Annotated in this window: 14 protein-coding genes; 6 read left to right on the forward strand and 8 right to left on the reverse strand. The window is 72.6% G+C overall.

Annotation, left to right across the window (positions count from 1 at the left end):
- Positions 1 to 14: 14 nt before the first annotated feature.
- The 7 genes from ABZ951_RS19965 to ABZ951_RS19995 all read right to left on the reverse strand — a co-directional run bounded on the left by ABZ951_RS19965 (position 15) and on the right by ABZ951_RS19995 (position 8,637).
- The gene (locus tag ABZ951_RS19965) at positions 15 to 977 is read right to left on the reverse strand and encodes a helix-turn-helix domain-containing protein (RefSeq protein ID WP_344093451.1); all 963 of its coding nucleotides are present in this window, start codon (positions 975 to 977) and stop codon (positions 15 to 17) included.
- 87 nt (positions 978 to 1,064) lie between these two features.
- Complete coding sequence (locus ABZ951_RS19970) at positions 1,065 to 1,511, reverse strand: response regulator transcription factor (RefSeq protein WP_344093454.1); 447 nt, start codon at positions 1,509 to 1,511, stop codon at positions 1,065 to 1,067.
- Positions 1,508 to 2,998 carry an aldehyde dehydrogenase family protein gene (locus tag ABZ951_RS19975; protein ID WP_344093457.1) on the reverse strand — a complete coding sequence of 497 codons (1,491 nt, stop codon included), beginning with the start codon at positions 2,996 to 2,998 and terminating at the stop codon, positions 1,508 to 1,510. Before ABZ951_RS19975 ends, ABZ951_RS19970 begins: the two co-directional genes overlap by 4 nt.
- Before the next feature lie 41 nt (positions 2,999 to 3,039).
- Positions 3,040 to 4,350 carry a hydroxyacid-oxoacid transhydrogenase gene (locus tag ABZ951_RS19980; RefSeq protein WP_344093459.1) on the reverse strand — a complete coding sequence of 437 codons (1,311 nt, stop codon included), beginning with the start codon at positions 4,348 to 4,350 and terminating at the stop codon, positions 3,040 to 3,042.
- A gap of 555 nt (positions 4,351 to 4,905) precedes the next feature.
- On the reverse strand, positions 4,906 to 6,108 hold the full coding sequence (locus ABZ951_RS19985) for an MFS transporter (RefSeq protein ID WP_344093461.1): 1,203 nt from the start codon (positions 6,106 to 6,108) through the stop codon (positions 4,906 to 4,908).
- A complete protein-coding gene (locus ABZ951_RS19990; protein WP_344093464.1) occupies positions 6,105 to 7,349 on the reverse strand; it encodes an ATP-grasp domain-containing protein in 1,245 nt (414 codons plus the stop codon). Before ABZ951_RS19990 ends, ABZ951_RS19985 begins: the two co-directional genes overlap by 4 nt.
- A 1-nt stretch (position 7,350) precedes the next feature.
- Positions 7,351 to 8,637 carry an ATP-grasp domain-containing protein gene (locus ABZ951_RS19995; protein WP_344093466.1) on the reverse strand — a complete coding sequence of 429 codons (1,287 nt, stop codon included), beginning with the start codon at positions 8,635 to 8,637 and terminating at the stop codon, positions 7,351 to 7,353.
- Positions 8,638 to 8,813: 176 nt separating this feature from the next.
- Here ABZ951_RS19995 and ABZ951_RS20000 point away from each other — a divergent pair, with 176 nt between their 5' ends.
- From ABZ951_RS20000 to ABZ951_RS20025, 6 genes are all read left to right on the forward strand, one after another.
- Positions 8,814 to 9,884 carry a hypothetical protein gene (locus ABZ951_RS20000; protein WP_344093468.1) on the forward strand — a complete coding sequence of 357 codons (1,071 nt, stop codon included), beginning with the start codon at positions 8,814 to 8,816 and terminating at the stop codon, positions 9,882 to 9,884.
- 251 nt (positions 9,885 to 10,135) lie between these two features.
- A complete protein-coding gene (locus ABZ951_RS20005; protein ID WP_344093470.1) occupies positions 10,136 to 11,221 on the forward strand; it encodes a hypothetical protein in 1,086 nt (361 codons plus the stop codon).
- A 68-nt stretch (positions 11,222 to 11,289) separates the two neighbouring features.
- Positions 11,290 to 12,024, forward strand: coding sequence for a hypothetical protein (locus ABZ951_RS20010; protein WP_344093472.1), 735 nt, complete (start codon positions 11,290 to 11,292; stop codon positions 12,022 to 12,024).
- Positions 12,025 to 12,033: 9 nt separating this feature from the next.
- The gene (locus ABZ951_RS20015) at positions 12,034 to 12,792 is read left to right on the forward strand and encodes a hypothetical protein (RefSeq protein WP_344093474.1); all 759 of its coding nucleotides are present in this window, start codon (positions 12,034 to 12,036) and stop codon (positions 12,790 to 12,792) included.
- 10 nt (positions 12,793 to 12,802) lie between these two features.
- Complete coding sequence (locus tag ABZ951_RS20020; RefSeq protein ID WP_344093476.1) at positions 12,803 to 13,906, forward strand: M14 family metallopeptidase; 1,104 nt, start codon at positions 12,803 to 12,805, stop codon at positions 13,904 to 13,906.
- A 156-nt stretch (positions 13,907 to 14,062) separates the two neighbouring features.
- Entirely contained in the window at positions 14,063 to 15,445 is a 1,383-nt protein-coding gene (locus ABZ951_RS20025; protein WP_344093478.1) for an L-serine ammonia-lyase, read from the forward strand.
- Positions 15,446 to 15,482: 37 nt separating this feature from the next.
- Here ABZ951_RS20025 and ABZ951_RS20030 read toward each other — a convergent pair whose 3' ends face one another.
- Positions 15,483 to 16,691, reverse strand: a complete 1,209-nt coding sequence (locus ABZ951_RS20030) for a hypothetical protein (protein ID WP_344093480.1) — start codon at positions 16,689 to 16,691, stop codon at positions 15,483 to 15,485.
- Positions 16,692 to 16,722 lie beyond the last annotated feature (31 nt).

The raw sequence follows: 16,722 nt of genomic DNA on the forward strand, positions 1-16,722 counted from the left end.
CCGGACGTGGGGGCTCACAGGCGTGCGGGCCCCCGGAACATCCGCCGGTAGGTGTGCGGGGTGGTGCCGAGCGAGCGGACGAACTGGTGGCGCAGGGCGGCCGCGTTGGGGAATCCGGTGCGGGCCGCGACGGCCTCCACCGTGTCGTCCGTCCGCTCCAGCAGCCGCTGGGCGAAGAGCACGCGCTGGCCGAGCAGCCAGCGGTAGGGGGTGGTGCCGGTCTCCTGGCGGAAGCGGCGGGCGAAGGTGCGCGGCGACATGCACGCCTGGCCGGCCAGCTGTTCCACGCTCAGGTCCTGGTCGAGGTGGAGCTCCATCCAGGCGAGCACCTCCCGCACGCCGTCCTCGCGGCACTCGGGCACGGGGCGCTCGATGTACTGTGCCTGACCGCCCTCGCGGTGCGGGGGCACCACCATCCGGCGGGCGATGGCGTTGGCGACCTCGCTGCCCTGGAGCTTGCGGACCAGGTGCAGGCAGGCGTCGATGCCGGCGGAGGTGCCGGCGGAGGTGATCAGGGGGTCCTCGTCCACGTAGAGGACCCCGGGCTCCACGAGGGCCTTGGGGTAGCGCTCGGCGAGCGCCGCCGCGTAGCGCCAGTGGGTGGTGCAGCGGCGGCCGTCCAGGAGCCCGGCGGCGCCGAGGACGAACGCGCCGACGCAGACGCTGAGCACCCGGGCGCCGCGGAACACCGCCCGGCGCAGGGCTTCGAGGAGTTCCGGCGGGAAGTCGCGGGTGTGGAAGTCGTCCCCCACCGGCACGGCTATGAGGTCGGCGTCCTCCAGCCGGTCGAGACCGTAGGGGGTGCTGATGGTGAAGCCGGGGACGGCGCGCACGGAGAAGGACTCCGCCGCGACGAGCGCGAAGTCGTAGGCGGGCAGCCCCTCGGACCGCCGGTCGATGCCGAACACTTCGCAGACGACCCCGAGTTCAAAGGGGTGCACGTTGTCGAGCAGCACTGCGGCCACGTTCTTCAGCATGTCGCCCAATGTGGCAGGGATTCGTGGTCGGCCGACAGTCCGTCCACTGTCCGCCGGCGCCGCGTTCCGGCACACTGGCACCGTGGCTCACGCGGCCCCGCCGAGCGGGACGAGGCCGCCGCGTATCCCGAACACCACGGCCTGCGTCCGGTCCGAGGCCCCCACTTTGGAAAAGATCGCGGACAGATGATTCTTCACGGTCTTCTCGGATATATCGAGAGAGTTGGCCACCTGGCGGTTCGACTTGCCCTGGGCGACCAGGCCCAGGACCTCGCATTCCCGGGGGGTCAGCTGCGACAGGGCCTTGCGGACCGTGGCGTCCCGGCAGCCCGGCGGGTCCCCCAGGGGCGGGCTCTGGCTCTCGCCGAGTTCTATGAAGAAGTCCGCGAGGGATTTCTGTGCCGCGCGGAGCGCGACATGCATTTCGTCCAGGGCGTCGACCAGCGCGTCCACCGAGGCCGCCCGGCCGCCGCACACACCGCAGATCCGCTGATCGGATACGTGGGCACTTCGCTCCCCTCCTACAGGCTTCACCCTGCACTCTCCTTAGCACTGGAAGATAACGGTCCCCGCGGTCGGGTATCGAACACGACCGTTTTGCAGCGGGTATATTCGCGCAGCGCCTCAAGGCCCTTTTCCACGCCGATGCCCGAGCGCTTGGCACCGGCGAAGGGCAGCTCCACCCCGCCGGCCGCGCTGTAGTTGTTCACGAAGACCTGGCCGACCCGCAGCCGGCGGGCCAGCCGGTGGGCCGTGGCCCCGTCCCGGGTCCAGATGCCCGCCGCGAGGCCGTAGTCGGTGGCCTCGGCGAGGCGGACGGCCTCGGCCTCGGTCTCGAAGGCCGTGACGGCGAGGACGGGGCCGAAGATCTCCTCGGTGAAGACCGGGTGGTCCGCCGGCACCCCGGCCAGGATCGTGGGCTCGACGTAGAAGCCGCCCTCGTGGCCGGGCACGTGGGGCACACCGCCGCCGGTGACCACCGCGCAGTCCCGGGCGCCCCGGGCCACGTACCGCAGGACGCGGTCGCGCTGGCGGGCGGAGATCAGGGGGCCGAGGTCCGGGTCCGAGCGGCCGGGGCCGATGCGCAGGGCGCGGAACGCGGTGGTCAGGGCCGCGAGCAGGGCGTCGTGGACCGAGGCGTGGACGAGGAGCCGGCTGCCCGCCGAGCAGTTCTGACCGGCGTGTTCGGTGATCGAGGCGACGATGAGCGGCACGGCGAGGCCGGGGTCGTGGTCGGGGAGCACGATGTGGGGTGATTTCCCGCCGAGTTCGAGGGTGACGGGGACGATGGTGCGGGCCGCCGCGGCCATCACGGACTGGCCGATCGCCCGGGAGCCGGTGAAGGCGAGGTGGTCCACGCCGGGGTGGGCCGCGAGGGCGGCACCTGCTTCCTCCCCGTAGCCGGGTACGACGTTGAGCGCACCGGGCGGCAGCCCCGCGTCCAGGGCGATGTCGGCCAGCAGGAGGGGGGTGAGGCAGGCGTCCTCGGCCGGTTTGAGGACGCAGGTGTTGCCGGCGGCGAGGGCGGGGGCGACGGTGCGGGCGGCGATCTGCAGCGGGTAGTTCCACGGGATGATGTGCCCGCACACGCCGTAGGGCTCGCGGAGGGTGAAGGCCAGCAGGTCGGGCCGGCTGAGGAGGGTCTCGCCGGTGAGCGCCTCCAGGGCGCCGCCGTAGAACTCGAAGTAGCGGGCGGCGACCTCGGCGTCGGTGCGGGCCTGGCCGATCGGCTTGCCCGTGTCCCGCGTCTCGGCCTCGGCGAGGGCCGTGGCCGAGGCACGCAGCGCGGCGGCGACGCGGTGGCAGATCCTGGCCCGCTCGTCGGGAGCGGTGTCGCCCCAGGTGTGCTCGTAGGTGTGCCGGGCGGCGGCCACGGCCTCGTCGACCGCGTCGGCGGAGCACCGGGCGACGCGGGCGAAGGGCCGGCCGTGCGCGGGGTCGAGGACGTCGATCCAGTCGGCCGCAGGTACGTGCTTCCCCGCGATGACGGCTGTGTACTGCGGCAGGTCCGCTGCGTTCACGGGGACTCCAGGATCCTCGGTGAAGGGGGTCGCACCGGAGGTCAGCCGGCCAGTGAAGCGGCCAGGATCCTCCGCAGGTCGTGGTCGGCGACATCGCGCGGGCAGCACACCAGCAGCCTTTGCTGCTTGAGCGCGCCCTCGACGAGCGCGGGCAGGTCTCGCCGGGTGAAGCCGAACTCCGCGGGGCCGGTGGGCCCCCCGGTGTCCGCGACGAGGGCCGTCAGGGCGGCGGGCAGGGCGTCGGCGCCGTTCGCGGCGGTGACGCCGGCGAGGTTCGCGCCGAGCAGCTCGGCCGCCCTCAGGTGCCGTTCGGGCGCGGTGGGATAGGTGAAGGCGAAGGCGGCGGCCGCGGTGGAGACCACCGCGCTGCCGTGCGGCACCATCGCGTGGCCGACCTCGTAGCCGGGCGGCCGGTAGTCACGGACGAGGCCCGCGATCGGGTAGGCGCAGGCGTGCGGGATGTGGGTGCCGGCGTTGCCGAAGCCGAGGCCCGCGAAGGTCGCGGCCCGGCTCATCCCGGCCCTGGCCTCCAGGTCGTGGGGGTTGAGGACGGCGCGCCGCAGGTAGCGGCCGACGAGCCGGAGCGCCTCTTCCGCCCAGATGTCGCTGATGGGGTTGGCCCCGATGTACAGGGGCCGTTCCCCGGGGGTGCGGTAGGCGGGGCGGCGGTCGTAGGGGCGGGCGGTGTAGGACTCGCAGGCGTGGGTGAGCACGTCGTAGCCGGAGGCGGCGGTGACGGCGGGGGGCAGGGTCACGGTGTTGAGCGGGTCGACCAGGGCGAGGGCCGGGCGCAGCCGGGTGTCGCTGATGCCGGTCTTCACGCCCAGCCCGGTGACGCCGAGGGCGACCATGGCGGTGCACTCGCTGCCGCTGCCCGCGGTCGTCGGGACGGCGATCAGGGGTTTGAGGGGCCCGGGGACGGCCATGCCGCCGCCGATCGGCTTGTTGAGGTAGTCGCGGACGTCCCGGCCGGGGTGGCTGTGCAGCAGGTTGATCATTTTGGCGGTGTCGATCGCGCTGCCGCCGCCCAGGCCGAGGTAGCCGTCGACGTCGAGGTGGGCGAGCTCGCGGGCGGCCTCCGCGCAGCTCGCGTCGGTGGGTTCGACGTGGGCCCGGTCGAAGACGGTCACCGCGATGCCGTCCTGTTCGATGCTCTTGGCGACGCGGGCGGGCAGTCCGAGTGCCGCGAGCGTCGGGTCGGTCACCAGGAGGACCGAGCGCATCCCGGCCCTTGCGAGTTCATAGGCGATCTCCCGGGTGGCGCCCATTCCGAACTTCAGTGGCGGCGCCTGCCACGTAATGAGGGTCTCCCCTTCCGCCGTGCCGCCGTTCGCCCCCGTAGCCAGGTCCACTTTCGGCCCTCCTCGGCTCCCTGCGGAACACCAGGACGTGATACTAACCACAGCTTTTGCTCCGCCGCATGGGGCTGTGGGCCCAGGGCTGCGACAGGGACTTTGGCCCTATCCCGCCTTTCGGTCAATACTTTCGACGGGACTGCGCGCCGGGGATCTCGGCCGGTCGGCGGGGTGTGATCGGTGCCGTAGCCGGGAGCAACGACGCCCGGGCGAGGCCGAGTTGTTTGATCTAGGCCGGATCGGCACTCTCGTTCGGAGCAGGTATGAGACATTTCGCTTACCCGCCGCGGGCGCCCCTTGCGGGGCGATGCGGACCGGAATCCGACCGCCCTGTCCGGCGGTTGTCATTTCCTTGCCGAATGCCTCCGGCATTGGCGTCACCTCGGCATTTCGGGGTGCCGCGGATTGCGGATAGCTGTTCATTGCATTCCGGACGGGCTGACGCGCCTGAGCAGCCCGTCCGGCGCTTGAGGACGCGCCCGCAGGGCGCTCGCCGCCGCAGGCGGCACAGACGGCCTGCGGCCGACGAACTATGCAGCCGCTAAACGGGGTTCAAACACGCCCAACGGCATCCGCAAGGTACCCGCGCGCCGCACGCGTCCCCGCGGCGGACGCGAGGCCGATCGCTGCGAGGACGAGCCAGAAGAACAGCAGCCCCCCGTGGTCGGCGGCCAGGTCGAAGCCGCTGCCGACGAGGCCGCCGAGCATCCCGCCGACGCCCCACGCCATCGTCGAGTAGCCGAGGTAGAGGCCGATCCGGCCCGGCGCGGCGAGCCCGGCGACGACGGCGTCGACGACGCCGCAGAAGAGGGACTCGCCGACGGAGGTGACGATGACGGCGGCGACGAGCGGCCCCACGCCCTCGACGGCGCACAGCAGCCAGCCGCCGCCGAGCACGGCCGTGGAGAGGGCGAAGACGTCGAGCCGGCCGACGGTGCCGCGCCGCTCGACACGCTTGCCGATCAGCATCACGACGACGATGACGAGGGCGGAGTTGCCCGCGGTCAGCAGCCCGATGAGGTCGGAGGAGAACTGCTGGTGGACGATCGTCAGGGGCAGCGCGATGCGGTACTGGGTGATGAGGAACCACCCGCCTACGGCGAGCGCGCAGAAGAGCATCAGGTGGCGGTCGCGCAGCGCCTCGGCCATCGCGGCGGGTCCGATGGGCGCGGGGTGGGAGCCGTGCATGCCGCGCAGCAGCACCGCCGAGACGGCGGCGAACAGCAGGTGCAGCACGGACGCCACCACGAACCCGGCCCGGACGGCGCCGCCGGCGAGCAGGGCGGTGCCGATCAGGGGGCCGATGAGCGCGGCCCCGTTGATCGACACGTAGTAGCGGCTGAGATTGACGACGGCGCCGCCGGTCTTCGCCGAGGCCAGCACGGAGCGGGAGCCGTTGTTGTTGAGGGAGCCGCCGATGCCCATGAGGCAGACCGCGCCCAGCCACAGCCCGAAGCTCTCCCCGGCGACGGCGAACACGGCGTAGGCGACGACCTCGATCAGCAGGCCGAGGACGAGCACGCGGGACGCTCCGAAGCGGTCGCTGGCCCAGCCGGCCGGGATGCCGAGGCCGCGCCGGGTGAACTCCATGGCCGCGAAGAGGAGCCCGGTTTGCAGACTGCTCATTCCCGCGTGCCGGGTCAGGTAGACCGCGAGGAACGGGATGACCATGAAGAACCCGATGTTCGTCATGAACCGCCCGAGGATGACGACGTAGGCGGGCCCCTTGCCCTCGGTGAACGCGGCGGCCTTCACTGAGCCTCCGGCTCGGTGCGGATGGCGATGCGGGCGGCCGCGGCCTCCGCGGCGGCCCCGGCGGCCTTGGCGTCGGGGCCGGTGGCGACGACGTAGCCGGTGCGGTTCCAGGAGTCGCCGAGGGGGGCGACCGTCTGCCCGGGCCGGCACAGCTCGCCCACCCGGATCACGCCGTCGACGGCGAGTGCCTCGTCCACCCCCTCGACGGCGGTCACCCGGCCGGGCGCGGGGCGCAGGTAGCGGATGGCGGCGCCGCCGGCGAGCGGCGCGGACCCGGGGGGCGGTGCGGCGTGGGCGAGGGCCAGCACCGACCACAGGAGGAGGTCGGTGCCGGTGGTGTGCTGGGTGAGTTCCCAGAGCTGGTCGCCGCCCTGGCGGGCGTTGATCTCGACGACGGTGGCCCGTGCGCCGTCCGCGGAGAGCATGACCTCGGTGTGGGCGGGCCCCCACCGGTAGCCGATGGCGTCGAGCGCGTCCAGCGCCGCCGAGGTGACCGCCGTGCACGCGGGCTCGGCCAGGCCCGCGGGCTGGTCGTGGCCGGTCTCGACGAAGTGGGGCGGGCCGGAGGAGTACTTGCGGGTGACCATGAGGGCCCGGTGCCGGCCGTCGGCGCTGAGGGACTCGACGCTGAACTCCTGCCCGCTCAGGTATTCCTCGGCCAGGACGCGCGGGGCGCCGGTGGCCTCCTTGCTCCAGGCCCAGGCCGCCTTCGCGCCCGTCGTCCAGGCCCAGGCGGCGGCGAGTTCGCCGGCGTCGCGCACGAGGTGGACGCCGGTGCCGCCGTTGCCGTCGACGGGTTTGAGGACGATGCCGCCGGGGTGGTCCCGGAGGAACTCCGCGGCGTCGCCGGCGGTGGCGCAGAGCCGGTGGGCGGTGCTGCTGACGCCGCGCTCGTGCAGCAGGCGGCGCATGGCCGCCTTGTTCTGCGCCAGGGCGACGGTGGCCGCGCCGTTGCCGCGGACGCCCAGGACGTCGGCGACGACGCTCACCGGGTACAGGGAGAGTTCGGTCATGCCGAGCACCGCGTCCAGCGGGCGCCGGGCGTGTACCTCCCGGGCGGTGGCGAGCAGGGCGTCGGGGTCCTGGAAGTCGGCGTCGACGACGCGGAGGGCGGTGGCTTCCTCCAGTTCGCGGTCGCCGCCGGGCCGGTGGACGACGGTGAGGGCGACCGGCAGCCCGAGCAGCTTGCCCAGGATGTCGGTGCGGGGGCAGACCAGCAGCAGATGGGGGACGCTCGTCATGTCAGGCGGGCCCCTCGGCGCCCGCGCCCTGGGCCTCGTTCCAGACGCGTTCCAGCTCGCGTATGCGCGCGCTGTCCTTCTCGATGCTCGCCCAGTCCGCGGCGCTCTGGATGACCCAGCCGAGGCTGGTGGTGACGTCGTTGGTCATCGGGACCTCTTTGCCTTCGGGCGGAACGGACAGGTTCCGGACGGTCGGCAGCTCGGCGATCCGGCGCAGGATCTCCATGTGCCGTACCGGGCCGGCGAAGTCGGCGCACAGCCACAGTGTGCGCACCTCCCGCACCAGGCGGAAGCCCGGTGTGAACTCCCCGTCGAGCAGGTGCCGCACGGTCCGTTCGATCTGGTTGTCACCGGTGGCCAGCGAGCCGGAGAGCATCATGCAGCTGCCCGAGTAGCGGGCGGCGAGCTCGACGAGGCGCGGCCCCTCCGCCGTCATGATCACTTCGGCGTGGGTGGAGCCGTTGCGGATGCCGACGGCGTCGGCCGCGCGCATCGTGTAGGCGGCGAGCACCGCCACGTCGGGGTGGTCCGGTGGCAGGAAATCGGCGACGTCGTAGATGCCGATGCGCGGGCCGCGGTCGTGCTTGGCGTACACGCAGGTGTCGACGAGTCCGTGCCGGCCGTCCACCGAGTACAGGTCGACGATGTACTCGGGACCTTCGAGGAACTCCTGCACGATGACGGTCTCGTTGCGCAGCAGGAATCCGTTGACCAGGCCGAGGATGTGGTGGAAGGGGGTCCGCCAGTCGCCGCCGGGCGGGACGAGGTGGACGTTGTCGGTGCCGGCGCTGTGCGGCGGCTTGATGATCAGCGGTCGGCCGGCCAGTCCGCTGCGGGCGATCCACGCCTCGGCCTCCCCGGGGTCGGCGGTGGACAGCGTCCGGGGGCCCGGCACCCCGGCCCGCTCCAGCGCCGCCGCCATGGCGCCCTTGTGCCGCTGGGCGGCGGCGCTGCCCGGCACGTTGGCGAAGCGCGGCATGAGGCGCTCCACGAGCTGCGCGGTGAGCTCGACGCCCCTCTCGTTGCCCGCGACGATGCCGACCGGGTCGTAGCTCTCGACCAGGGCGAGCAGCGCGGCGAAATCACCGTCGTGGAAATGGACGGCTTCGAAGTCGTCCGGGTACCACGTCGATTTCCTGATGAATTTCTCCAGTGGCTCCGGTGTGCTCATGACGGTGACCGGGGTGATGCCGCGCGCCCTGAACGCGCTGGCGAACCCCCGGTTGTCCCCGTCCCTGATGTGGTAGCCGTCGACCACCACCGCGTATCGCTTCCCGCTGATCCCCATGGCGCCACTCTGCGGTCACCTCCGCGGCGGCGGACAGTGGCGGAAGTGACCGGCGACCGCGAATTACTGCCACCGGCCCGGGCGGGACCATCGGCCTATGGCTGCCCGGCGGCCCGCTCCGACAAGGTGGTGGGCACAGCGGCGGCCCGCCGAAGCAGGCGCAGGACGGAGTTGTCATGAGCCCACGCGTGTCCATCGATCCGGGAAGGCTCAGCCAGTTCGGTGCGGCCACCGGGAGCACGTTCTGCCTGATCACCAACCCCGAGCTGGCCGACGCGTTCGAGATCGTCGAGGACGGCTCCTACGACCGCTACCTGACCGTTCCCTTCACGGCGGGCGACCGTTTCGAGGACCTGCTGGAGAAGACCGTTCCCGAACCGGCGCACCTCCTCGTCGTCTCACCCCACCGGTTCTTCGCCTCGCCCGACCCCGAACTGGTGGGCCGGCGCAAGATCATGGGAATGGCGTGCAATTCCACGCCCACCACCCTCGCGGAGATCCGGCACTTCCTGTCGGTGATGGAGCGCACCTCGGCCGCCGAACAGGCCGCGTTCTCCGACACGTTCTTCGAGATCGCGGAGGAGGCCGGCCACCTGGAGTACGTCGACCCCCGGCACGGCACCCGCGCGGTCCTGGACCACCTGCGGGAGGACCTGGTCTGGAACCAGCAGGCGGGGCCGCTGGACTGGGGCGACCAGCAGATCGTCCCGTCCGGTGAGATCAGCGTGCTGCCCATCGAGATCCGCGAGTTCCAGGAGGACCTGAAGCTGCCCCTGGAGGGCGAGATCACACTGCGCGGCTACCCGATCCTGCACAGCGGCACGCCGTCGTTCTCCCGCACCGACCAGGCCCGGATCCACTCCCGGCTGTGGGCGCTGCGCGACAACGCCGTCAAGGCGACGGTCGAGGACGGGCGCATCACCCGCCTCACCGCGCTCGACCCGGGGGCCGCCCCGGCGCTGGAGATGCTGGAGCAGATGTTCGCCGTGGACTCCCGCTACCGCATCGTGTGGGAGATCGGCCACGCCCTGAACACCGCGCTCGACATCCTGCCGGGCAACCACGCCATGAACGAGGTGTACGGCGGCACCGAGGGGTGTCTGCACTACGGGCTGGGGCTCACCCCCTTCACCCAGTACCACCTCGACATCATCTCGCCCGACACCCGGGTCCTGAGCAGCAACGGGCCGGCCCTCATCGGGCACCTGGACCACCCCACCGCGGAGCGAGTCGTCGCCGGCGAGTGACCGCCGGCGATGCGTCACCCGCTCGCCGCGCGGTCCGGGGTGCGCACAACACCGGCCGCTGACGGAAAGCGACAGGAGGTGACAGTCATGAGGAAGATCAAGGTTCAGAAGAACCGCAACTACCTGGGCACGCTGCTCGGCTGAGCACCGACCCGTGGCGGGGCCCGGGCCTCGCCACGGGGGCCGGAAGACCGGCTCCGGAGGAACCCCCGCGCCGCGGGTTCGCCGGGCATTCTCTAGGGAGTCCGCTCGTGCCACCGCTGGAAATCACCGCAAGCGACTTCGGCCAGTTCGGCGATCCGTCCGGGACGTTCTGCCTGATCACCGACGAGGCCGGCCACCGGACGATCCACTGCCGGCCCGGGGCCTACGACCGGGTCCTGCACCTGACGCTGCCGCCCGCGGTGAGCCTCGGGGCGCTCCTGGCGCAGCACGTGCCGCCGGGCGCCCATGTGCTGGTGGCCTGCCCGGGGCGGTTCCTCGCCTCGCCCGGCCCCGAGGAGCTAGGCGACCGCAGGCTGGTGGTGCTGCCGGCGGGCTCCACGCCGCTGACCGCCGGGCACGTCCGCTACTTCCTCAAGACCGCGGCGCGCACCGGCATCGCCCGGCAGGAGGCCCTGGCCGAGGAGTTCTTCGACCGGGCCGCGGACACCGAACGGCTGCTGATCACCGACGACGAGACCGGCACGGAGGCGGAGTTCGACCTCGCGGCGCCGGACTGTGTGTGGAACCAGCAGGCCGGGGTCCTCGGCGACGGCGAGCAGCAGATCTTCCCGCCGGGGAAGCTGAGCGTGACCGCCGCGGAGATCACCGCCTTCTCCGCCGACGCCCGGCTCGGCGGTCTCACCGGCACCCTGACCCTGCGCGGGTGGCCTGTTGTGCACCGGGGCGCCGACCCGAAGGACGCACCCGGCCAGCAGCGGCTGTTCGAGGCGCTCGCCCCCCTGGTGAACCTGCCGGTGCGGCTGGACGTGGCCGGCGGGCTGATCACCGGCGTCGCCCCCGGGCAGGCGGCGGCCGCCCCCGCCGCGCGGGCCCTGGACGATCTGCTGGCCGCCGAACCGCTCTACCGCACCGTCTGGGAGCTGGGCTTCGGCATCAACACCGACACGGAGATCATCCCGGCGAACTGCGGCCCCAACGAGGTGTACGGCGCCGGCCACGGGGTGGTGAACCTGGGGCTGGGCGTCACCCCCGCCACCCGGTTCGCCCTCGCCTTCCTGATGCCGCGCAGCTCGCTACTGGCCTCGGACGGCACCGCGCTCCTGGGCGCCCGCAAGGCGGTGCGGCGCGGCCGGATGCAGCGGGTCGCCGGCGCGGGCTGCGGCTGCCACTGACCTCACCACCGGCCCCCGGACCGCCGGCACCCGGTCCGCACCGAGTCCGTACCGAGAAGGGAACACCCATGGCGACCAAGCCGCGGCCCGAGCTGCGGGAGCGCATCGACGCGCTCCTCGACGCGTTCATCAAGGACTTCTACCAGACCGTTCCCTACGCCCAGCACCAGCGCAACGCCGCCGAGATCAACCTCGACTACTACAAGCGGCACAACATCGAGACCATCCTGCGCCTGCGCCGCAAGCGCACCATCGACGCGCTGGCCATCAAGTACTTCACCAAGGTGGACCCCGTCCAGGCCAAGGCGTGGGCGCACTACACCGACGACGAGATGCTGCACGACCGGCTCTTCGCCGCCGACCTCGCGAAGGTCGGGGTGACCAAGGAGGAGATCTACTCCACCGAGCCGCTGCTCGCCACCAAGCTCCTCACCGGCTACCTCCAGTACGGCATGGAGTTCGAGGACAGCCCGCTGGCCCTGATCACCAGCGTGTACTTCGTGGAGTACACCACCACCCGGACCCAGCCCGAGTGGCTGGACAACCTGGAGAAGGTCCTCGGCCGGGACGAGGTCAAGGGCGCCCGCGCCCACGTCAACACCGACCTCGACGACGACCACGACGACTTCGTCTGGCGGGTGCTGACCTCCCTGATCACCACCGAGGAGGACGAGCGGGCCGTCGAGCGGCACCTGCACCACATCTTCTGGCTGTGGAAGCTCTACTTCGTGGAGCTGCACCAGCGCACGGTGCTCGGCGCGAAGGACGAGCAGATCCCCCTGCCGACCGCCACCGACGCCTGAGCCCGGGCGATGGCGAGCCGAACCCGCCGGGAAGCCGGGCCCGTGGAGGTGCGGGCCCTGCCCCCGGGCCGTGAGCTGGACCCCGCCACCGAGCGCTGGATCGTGGACGGGCTGGTGGAGGCCATGCCCGACCTGCGGGCCCGGGAGCTGTTCGCCGAGCGCCGGGACATGCTCACCGAGGCCGAGTACGTCGTGCTCGGCGTCGACCGGGAGCGGGACGCGGTGGTCTCCCTGCTCACGTCCCGGTGGGCGAAGCTGCCCTCGGGCCGGACCGCGCTGCACGTGATGACGCAGTTCGTCGGCGACGCCTACCGGCACGGCGCGATCTTCGGTCACAGCTGGACCGCGCACTTCACCCGGCTGCTGGCCGACGGCGGCCCCTTCCCCGAGGTGATCGCGCTCAAGACGTACAACCCGGTGGCGTACTGCGCCATGCACGCCTTCAGCGCACACCCGGAGATCAGCATGTACCCGGACCCCGCCGGGGCCCCGGCCCCCGCCGCCCGGGCCCTGGCCGCCGAGGTGGCCGAGGCGCTCGCCCCCGGGCACCCCTTCGACGCCGGGCGCGGCGTCCTGCCCGGCATCGGGCGCCCGGTGGACCTCTACCGGCAGCGGCCGACGAGCTCGGCGGAGGCGGTCAACGCCTACTTCGCCGCGCACCTGGCACCCGGCGACCGGATGCTGTGCGTCCTGCACGCCCCGACGGCGGCCGGGCGCCGCGCCGTCCTGGCGGCCCTGGGGATCCCCCCGCCCCCGCACCCCTCCTGAAAGGCGGCCCATGCCCAGCCCCTCCTGGCCGGCGGACTACGCACACGCGCGGGCGGACTTCCTGGCCGCCGCCGAAGCGGCCGGCGCGGCCCTGCGCGCCTTCCGGCTGCCGGGCCACCGCGGCCCCGACGGCGGCCCGCTGTACGCCGACACCGCCTACCTCGGCCCCACGGCCCCGGCGAAGCTGCTGGTCACGGTCTCGGGCACGCACGGCATCGAGGGCTTCTGCGGCTCCGCGTGCCAGACCCGGGTGCTGCTGGAGGAGGGGCGGGCACGGGAGGGGGGCCGGGACACGGGCGTCCTGCTCGTGCACGCCCTCAACCCCTACGGCTTCGCCTACCTGCGCCGGGTCAACGAGGACAACGTCGACGTCAACCGCAACTTCGTCGACCACCGCGACCCGCCGCACAACGACGCCTACGACCAGGTGCACCCCGCCCTCGTCCAGCGGGGCGGCGGAAGCTTCCCGGCGCGGGAGACCGCCGCCCGGGCCCTCGCCCTCCGCGACCGGCTCGGCCCCGCGGTCTTCCAGGAGGCCGTCACCCGCGGCCAGTACCGCCACCCCGACGGCCTCTTCTACGGCGGGCTCGCCCCCGCCTTCTCGCACCGGACGCTGCGCCGCGTCGTCGCCGAGCGGATCGCCGGTGTGCCGCACATCGCCTACATCGACCTGCACACGGGGCTCGGCGAGCGCGCCCTCGGCGAGCCGATCTTCCGCGGCGGGCGGGACGCGGGCGCGCACGACCGGGCCCGGGCCTGGTACGGGCCCGCCCTGACGGCGTCCGAGGCGGGCACCTCCTCCTCCACCCCGATCGTCGGCAACACCGCGACCGCGGTCGCGAGCGGCCTGCGCGGCCACGAGGAGCTCACGGCGATCACCCTGGAATTCGGCACCCTGCCGGGCCCGGAGGTGCTGCTCGCCCTCTGCGCCGACAACTGGCTCCATCTGAGCCGCCCGCCGGCCGCGGCCGTGCGGGACCCGGCCAAGGACCTGATCCGGGCGGCCTTCGCCCCCGAGGACGACACCTGGCGCCGGGCGGTGCTCCAGCGGGCCCGGGAGGTGTTCGACCAGGCGTTCAAGGGCCTCGCCGGCTCGGATTCCCAGGTGATGTGATCCCTTCGTAATCTGAAACAGAGGGTTCACGGGACGCTCACCTCGCTGTGGCCGCGGAGGTTTGCGGGCGACGGGTTACGCTCAATGGGCAGGGGCGTTTTCCCCCGCCTCCACCAGCACCCCGCCCCCCATGAGCAGACAAGGGAGTCCGCCACCGTGGCCATCTCCGTATTCGATCTCTTCTCGATCGGCATAGGCCCGTCCAGCTCCCATACGGTCGGCCCGATGCGGGCGGCGCTGATGTTCACGCGCCGCCTGAAGAACGAGGGGCTGCTGGCGCACACCACGTCCGTACGCGCCGAGCTCTTCGGCTCCCTCGGTGCCACCGGCCACGGCCACGGCACCCCCAAGGCCGTCCTCCTGGGCCTGGAGGGGTACTCCCCGCGCACCGTCGACGTGGAGACCGCCGACGACGAGGTGGAGCGCATCCGCGCCACGAAGCGGCTCCGGCTGCTCGGCGCGGAGATCGGCTCGGACCACGAGATCGACTTCGACGAGCCCACCCAGCTGATCCTGCACCGCCGCCGCGCCCTGCCGTACCACGCGAACGGCATGACCCTCTTCGCCTACGACGAGGCCGGGGCGCCCCTGCTGGAGAAGACGTACTACTCGGTCGGCGGCGGCTTCGTCGTCGACGAGGACGCGGTCGGCGAGGACCGGATCGTCCTGGACGACACTGTCCTTAAGTACCCCTTCCGCACCGGTGACGAGCTGCTGCGCCTCTCCCGCGAGACGGGCCTGTCGATCTCCGCGCTGATGCTGGAGAACGAGAAGGCGTGGCGCACGGAGACGGAGATCCGCGAGGGCCTGCTGGAGATCTGGCGCGTCATGCAGGCGTGCGTCTCGCGCGGCATGTCCCGCGAGGGCATCCTCCCCGGCGGCCTGAAGGTCCGCCGCCGCGCCGCCGGCACCTCCCGCCAGCTGCGCGCCGAGGGCGACGCGCAGGCCCGCGCGATGGAGTGGATCACGGTCTACGCCATGGCGGTCAACGAGGAGAACGCCGCGGGCGGCCGCGTCGTGACGGCCCCGACCAACGGCGCCGCGGGCATCATCCCGGCCGTGCTGCACTACTACATGAACTTCGTCCCCGGCGCGGACGAGGACGGCATCGTCCGCTTCCTCCTCGCGGCGGGCGCGATCGGCATGCTCTTCAAGGAGAACGCCTCCATCTCCGGCGCCGAGGTCGGCTGTCAGGGCGAGGTCGGCTCGGCCTGCTCGATGGCCTCCGGCGGCCTCGCCGAGGTCCTCGGCGGCTCCCCGGAACAGGTCGAGAACGCGGCCGAGATCGGCATGGAGCACAACCTGGGCCTGACCTGCGACCCGGTGGGCGGTCTGGTCCAGATCCCCTGCATCGAGCGCAACGGCATGGCCGCCGCCAAGGCCGTCACCGCCGCCCGCATGGCCCTGCGCGGCGACGGCCGGCACCACGTCTCCCTCGACAAGGTCATCAAGACCATGAAGGAGACGGGCGCGGACATGAAGGTCAAGTACAAGGAGACGGCCCGCGGCGGGCTCGCGGTCAACGTCATCGAGTGCTGACCGGCCGGGGCGGCGCCGCGCGCCGCCCCGGGGTCCGTCACGGGTTCAGGTGGCCCCAGACGAAGACCCGGCCGTCCTTGAGGACCAGGTTGTGCTCGGCTCCCGCGTCCAGACCGGTGACGCCGGACTTGGCGGCCGGGGCGTCGCACAGGCCGCGCTCGTTCTCGCCCCAGCCCGTCACCTCGCCGTTCTTGAGGGCGTAGCTGCACTGGCCGGAGGTGGAGATCTCCGTGACGCCCGACTCGGTGGCGGCCGGCAGGTTCAGGTGGTCGCCCCCGAAGCCCCAGGAGTAGACCTTCCCGCCCTTGAGCGCCATCACATGGCCGCTGGAGAGGGCGATCGCGCTGACCCCGCCCGCCGCGACCTCGGCGGGCAGGTCCAGCATCACGTCGGGGGCGTCCCCCCAGATGAGGACCTTGCCGCCCTTGAGGGCCGCGCTGACCCCGCCCGCGGCGGCGATCGCCGTGACGCCCGACTTCGCCTCGGCGGGCACGGTGGCCTTGCCCTTGCCGTCCTGGCCCCAGGCGATCACCTTGCCGCCCTTGAGCGCCAGGCTGTGCCGGCCGCCGGCCGCGACGGCGGTGACGCCGGACTTGGCGTCGGCGGGCACCGTGGTCCGCCCGTCGGCCTTGGCGCCCCAGGCGAGGACCTTGCCGTCCCTGACCGCCAGCGCGTGGCTCTCCCCGGCGTCGATCGCGGTGACCCCGGAGGCCGCCTCGGCCGGGACCGACGTCCGGCCCTCGGCCTTCACGCCCCAGGCCGTGACCTTGCCGTTCTTCAGCGCCACGCTGAAGTCACGGCCGGCGCTGACGGCGCTGACGCCGGTGCGCACCCCGGCCGGCACGGTGAGCTGGGTGAACGCCCCGTAGTCGCAGTTGTCCAGGTCGGTGCAGATCTTCACGCTGAGGTCCCAGCCCGACATGACGGTCGACGTGACGTCGATCGTCCCCGGGCCGCACTGCCGTGCCGAGGACGTGCCCTTGAAGATGAAGGGGCGGGGCTTGGCGATGAACGACGTTCCCCGGCCCTGGACGTGGTAGCAGGCTTCGGGGTCGGTGACGGTCAGCTTGCCGTCGGCGCGGTAGGAGTCGTTACCGTATTTGTCCTTGCCCAGCCCGGTCCACCCGCCCTTGGCCGAGGCGCCCGGGACGGACGCCTCCCACGGGTCCAGCGCCGACGCCGTCCCGGCGGTCGTCATCAGCAGGGCACCGGCCGTCACGGCCGCGGCCGTCAGTACTTTTCGCATGAACTGAGGTCCTCCATCGCAACATTCGTCG

The sequence above is a fragment of the Streptomyces sp. NPDC046215 genome (genome assembly GCF_040646215.1).
GTDB classification, from domain to species: domain Bacteria; phylum Actinomycetota; class Actinomycetes; order Streptomycetales; family Streptomycetaceae; genus Streptomyces; species Streptomyces stramineus.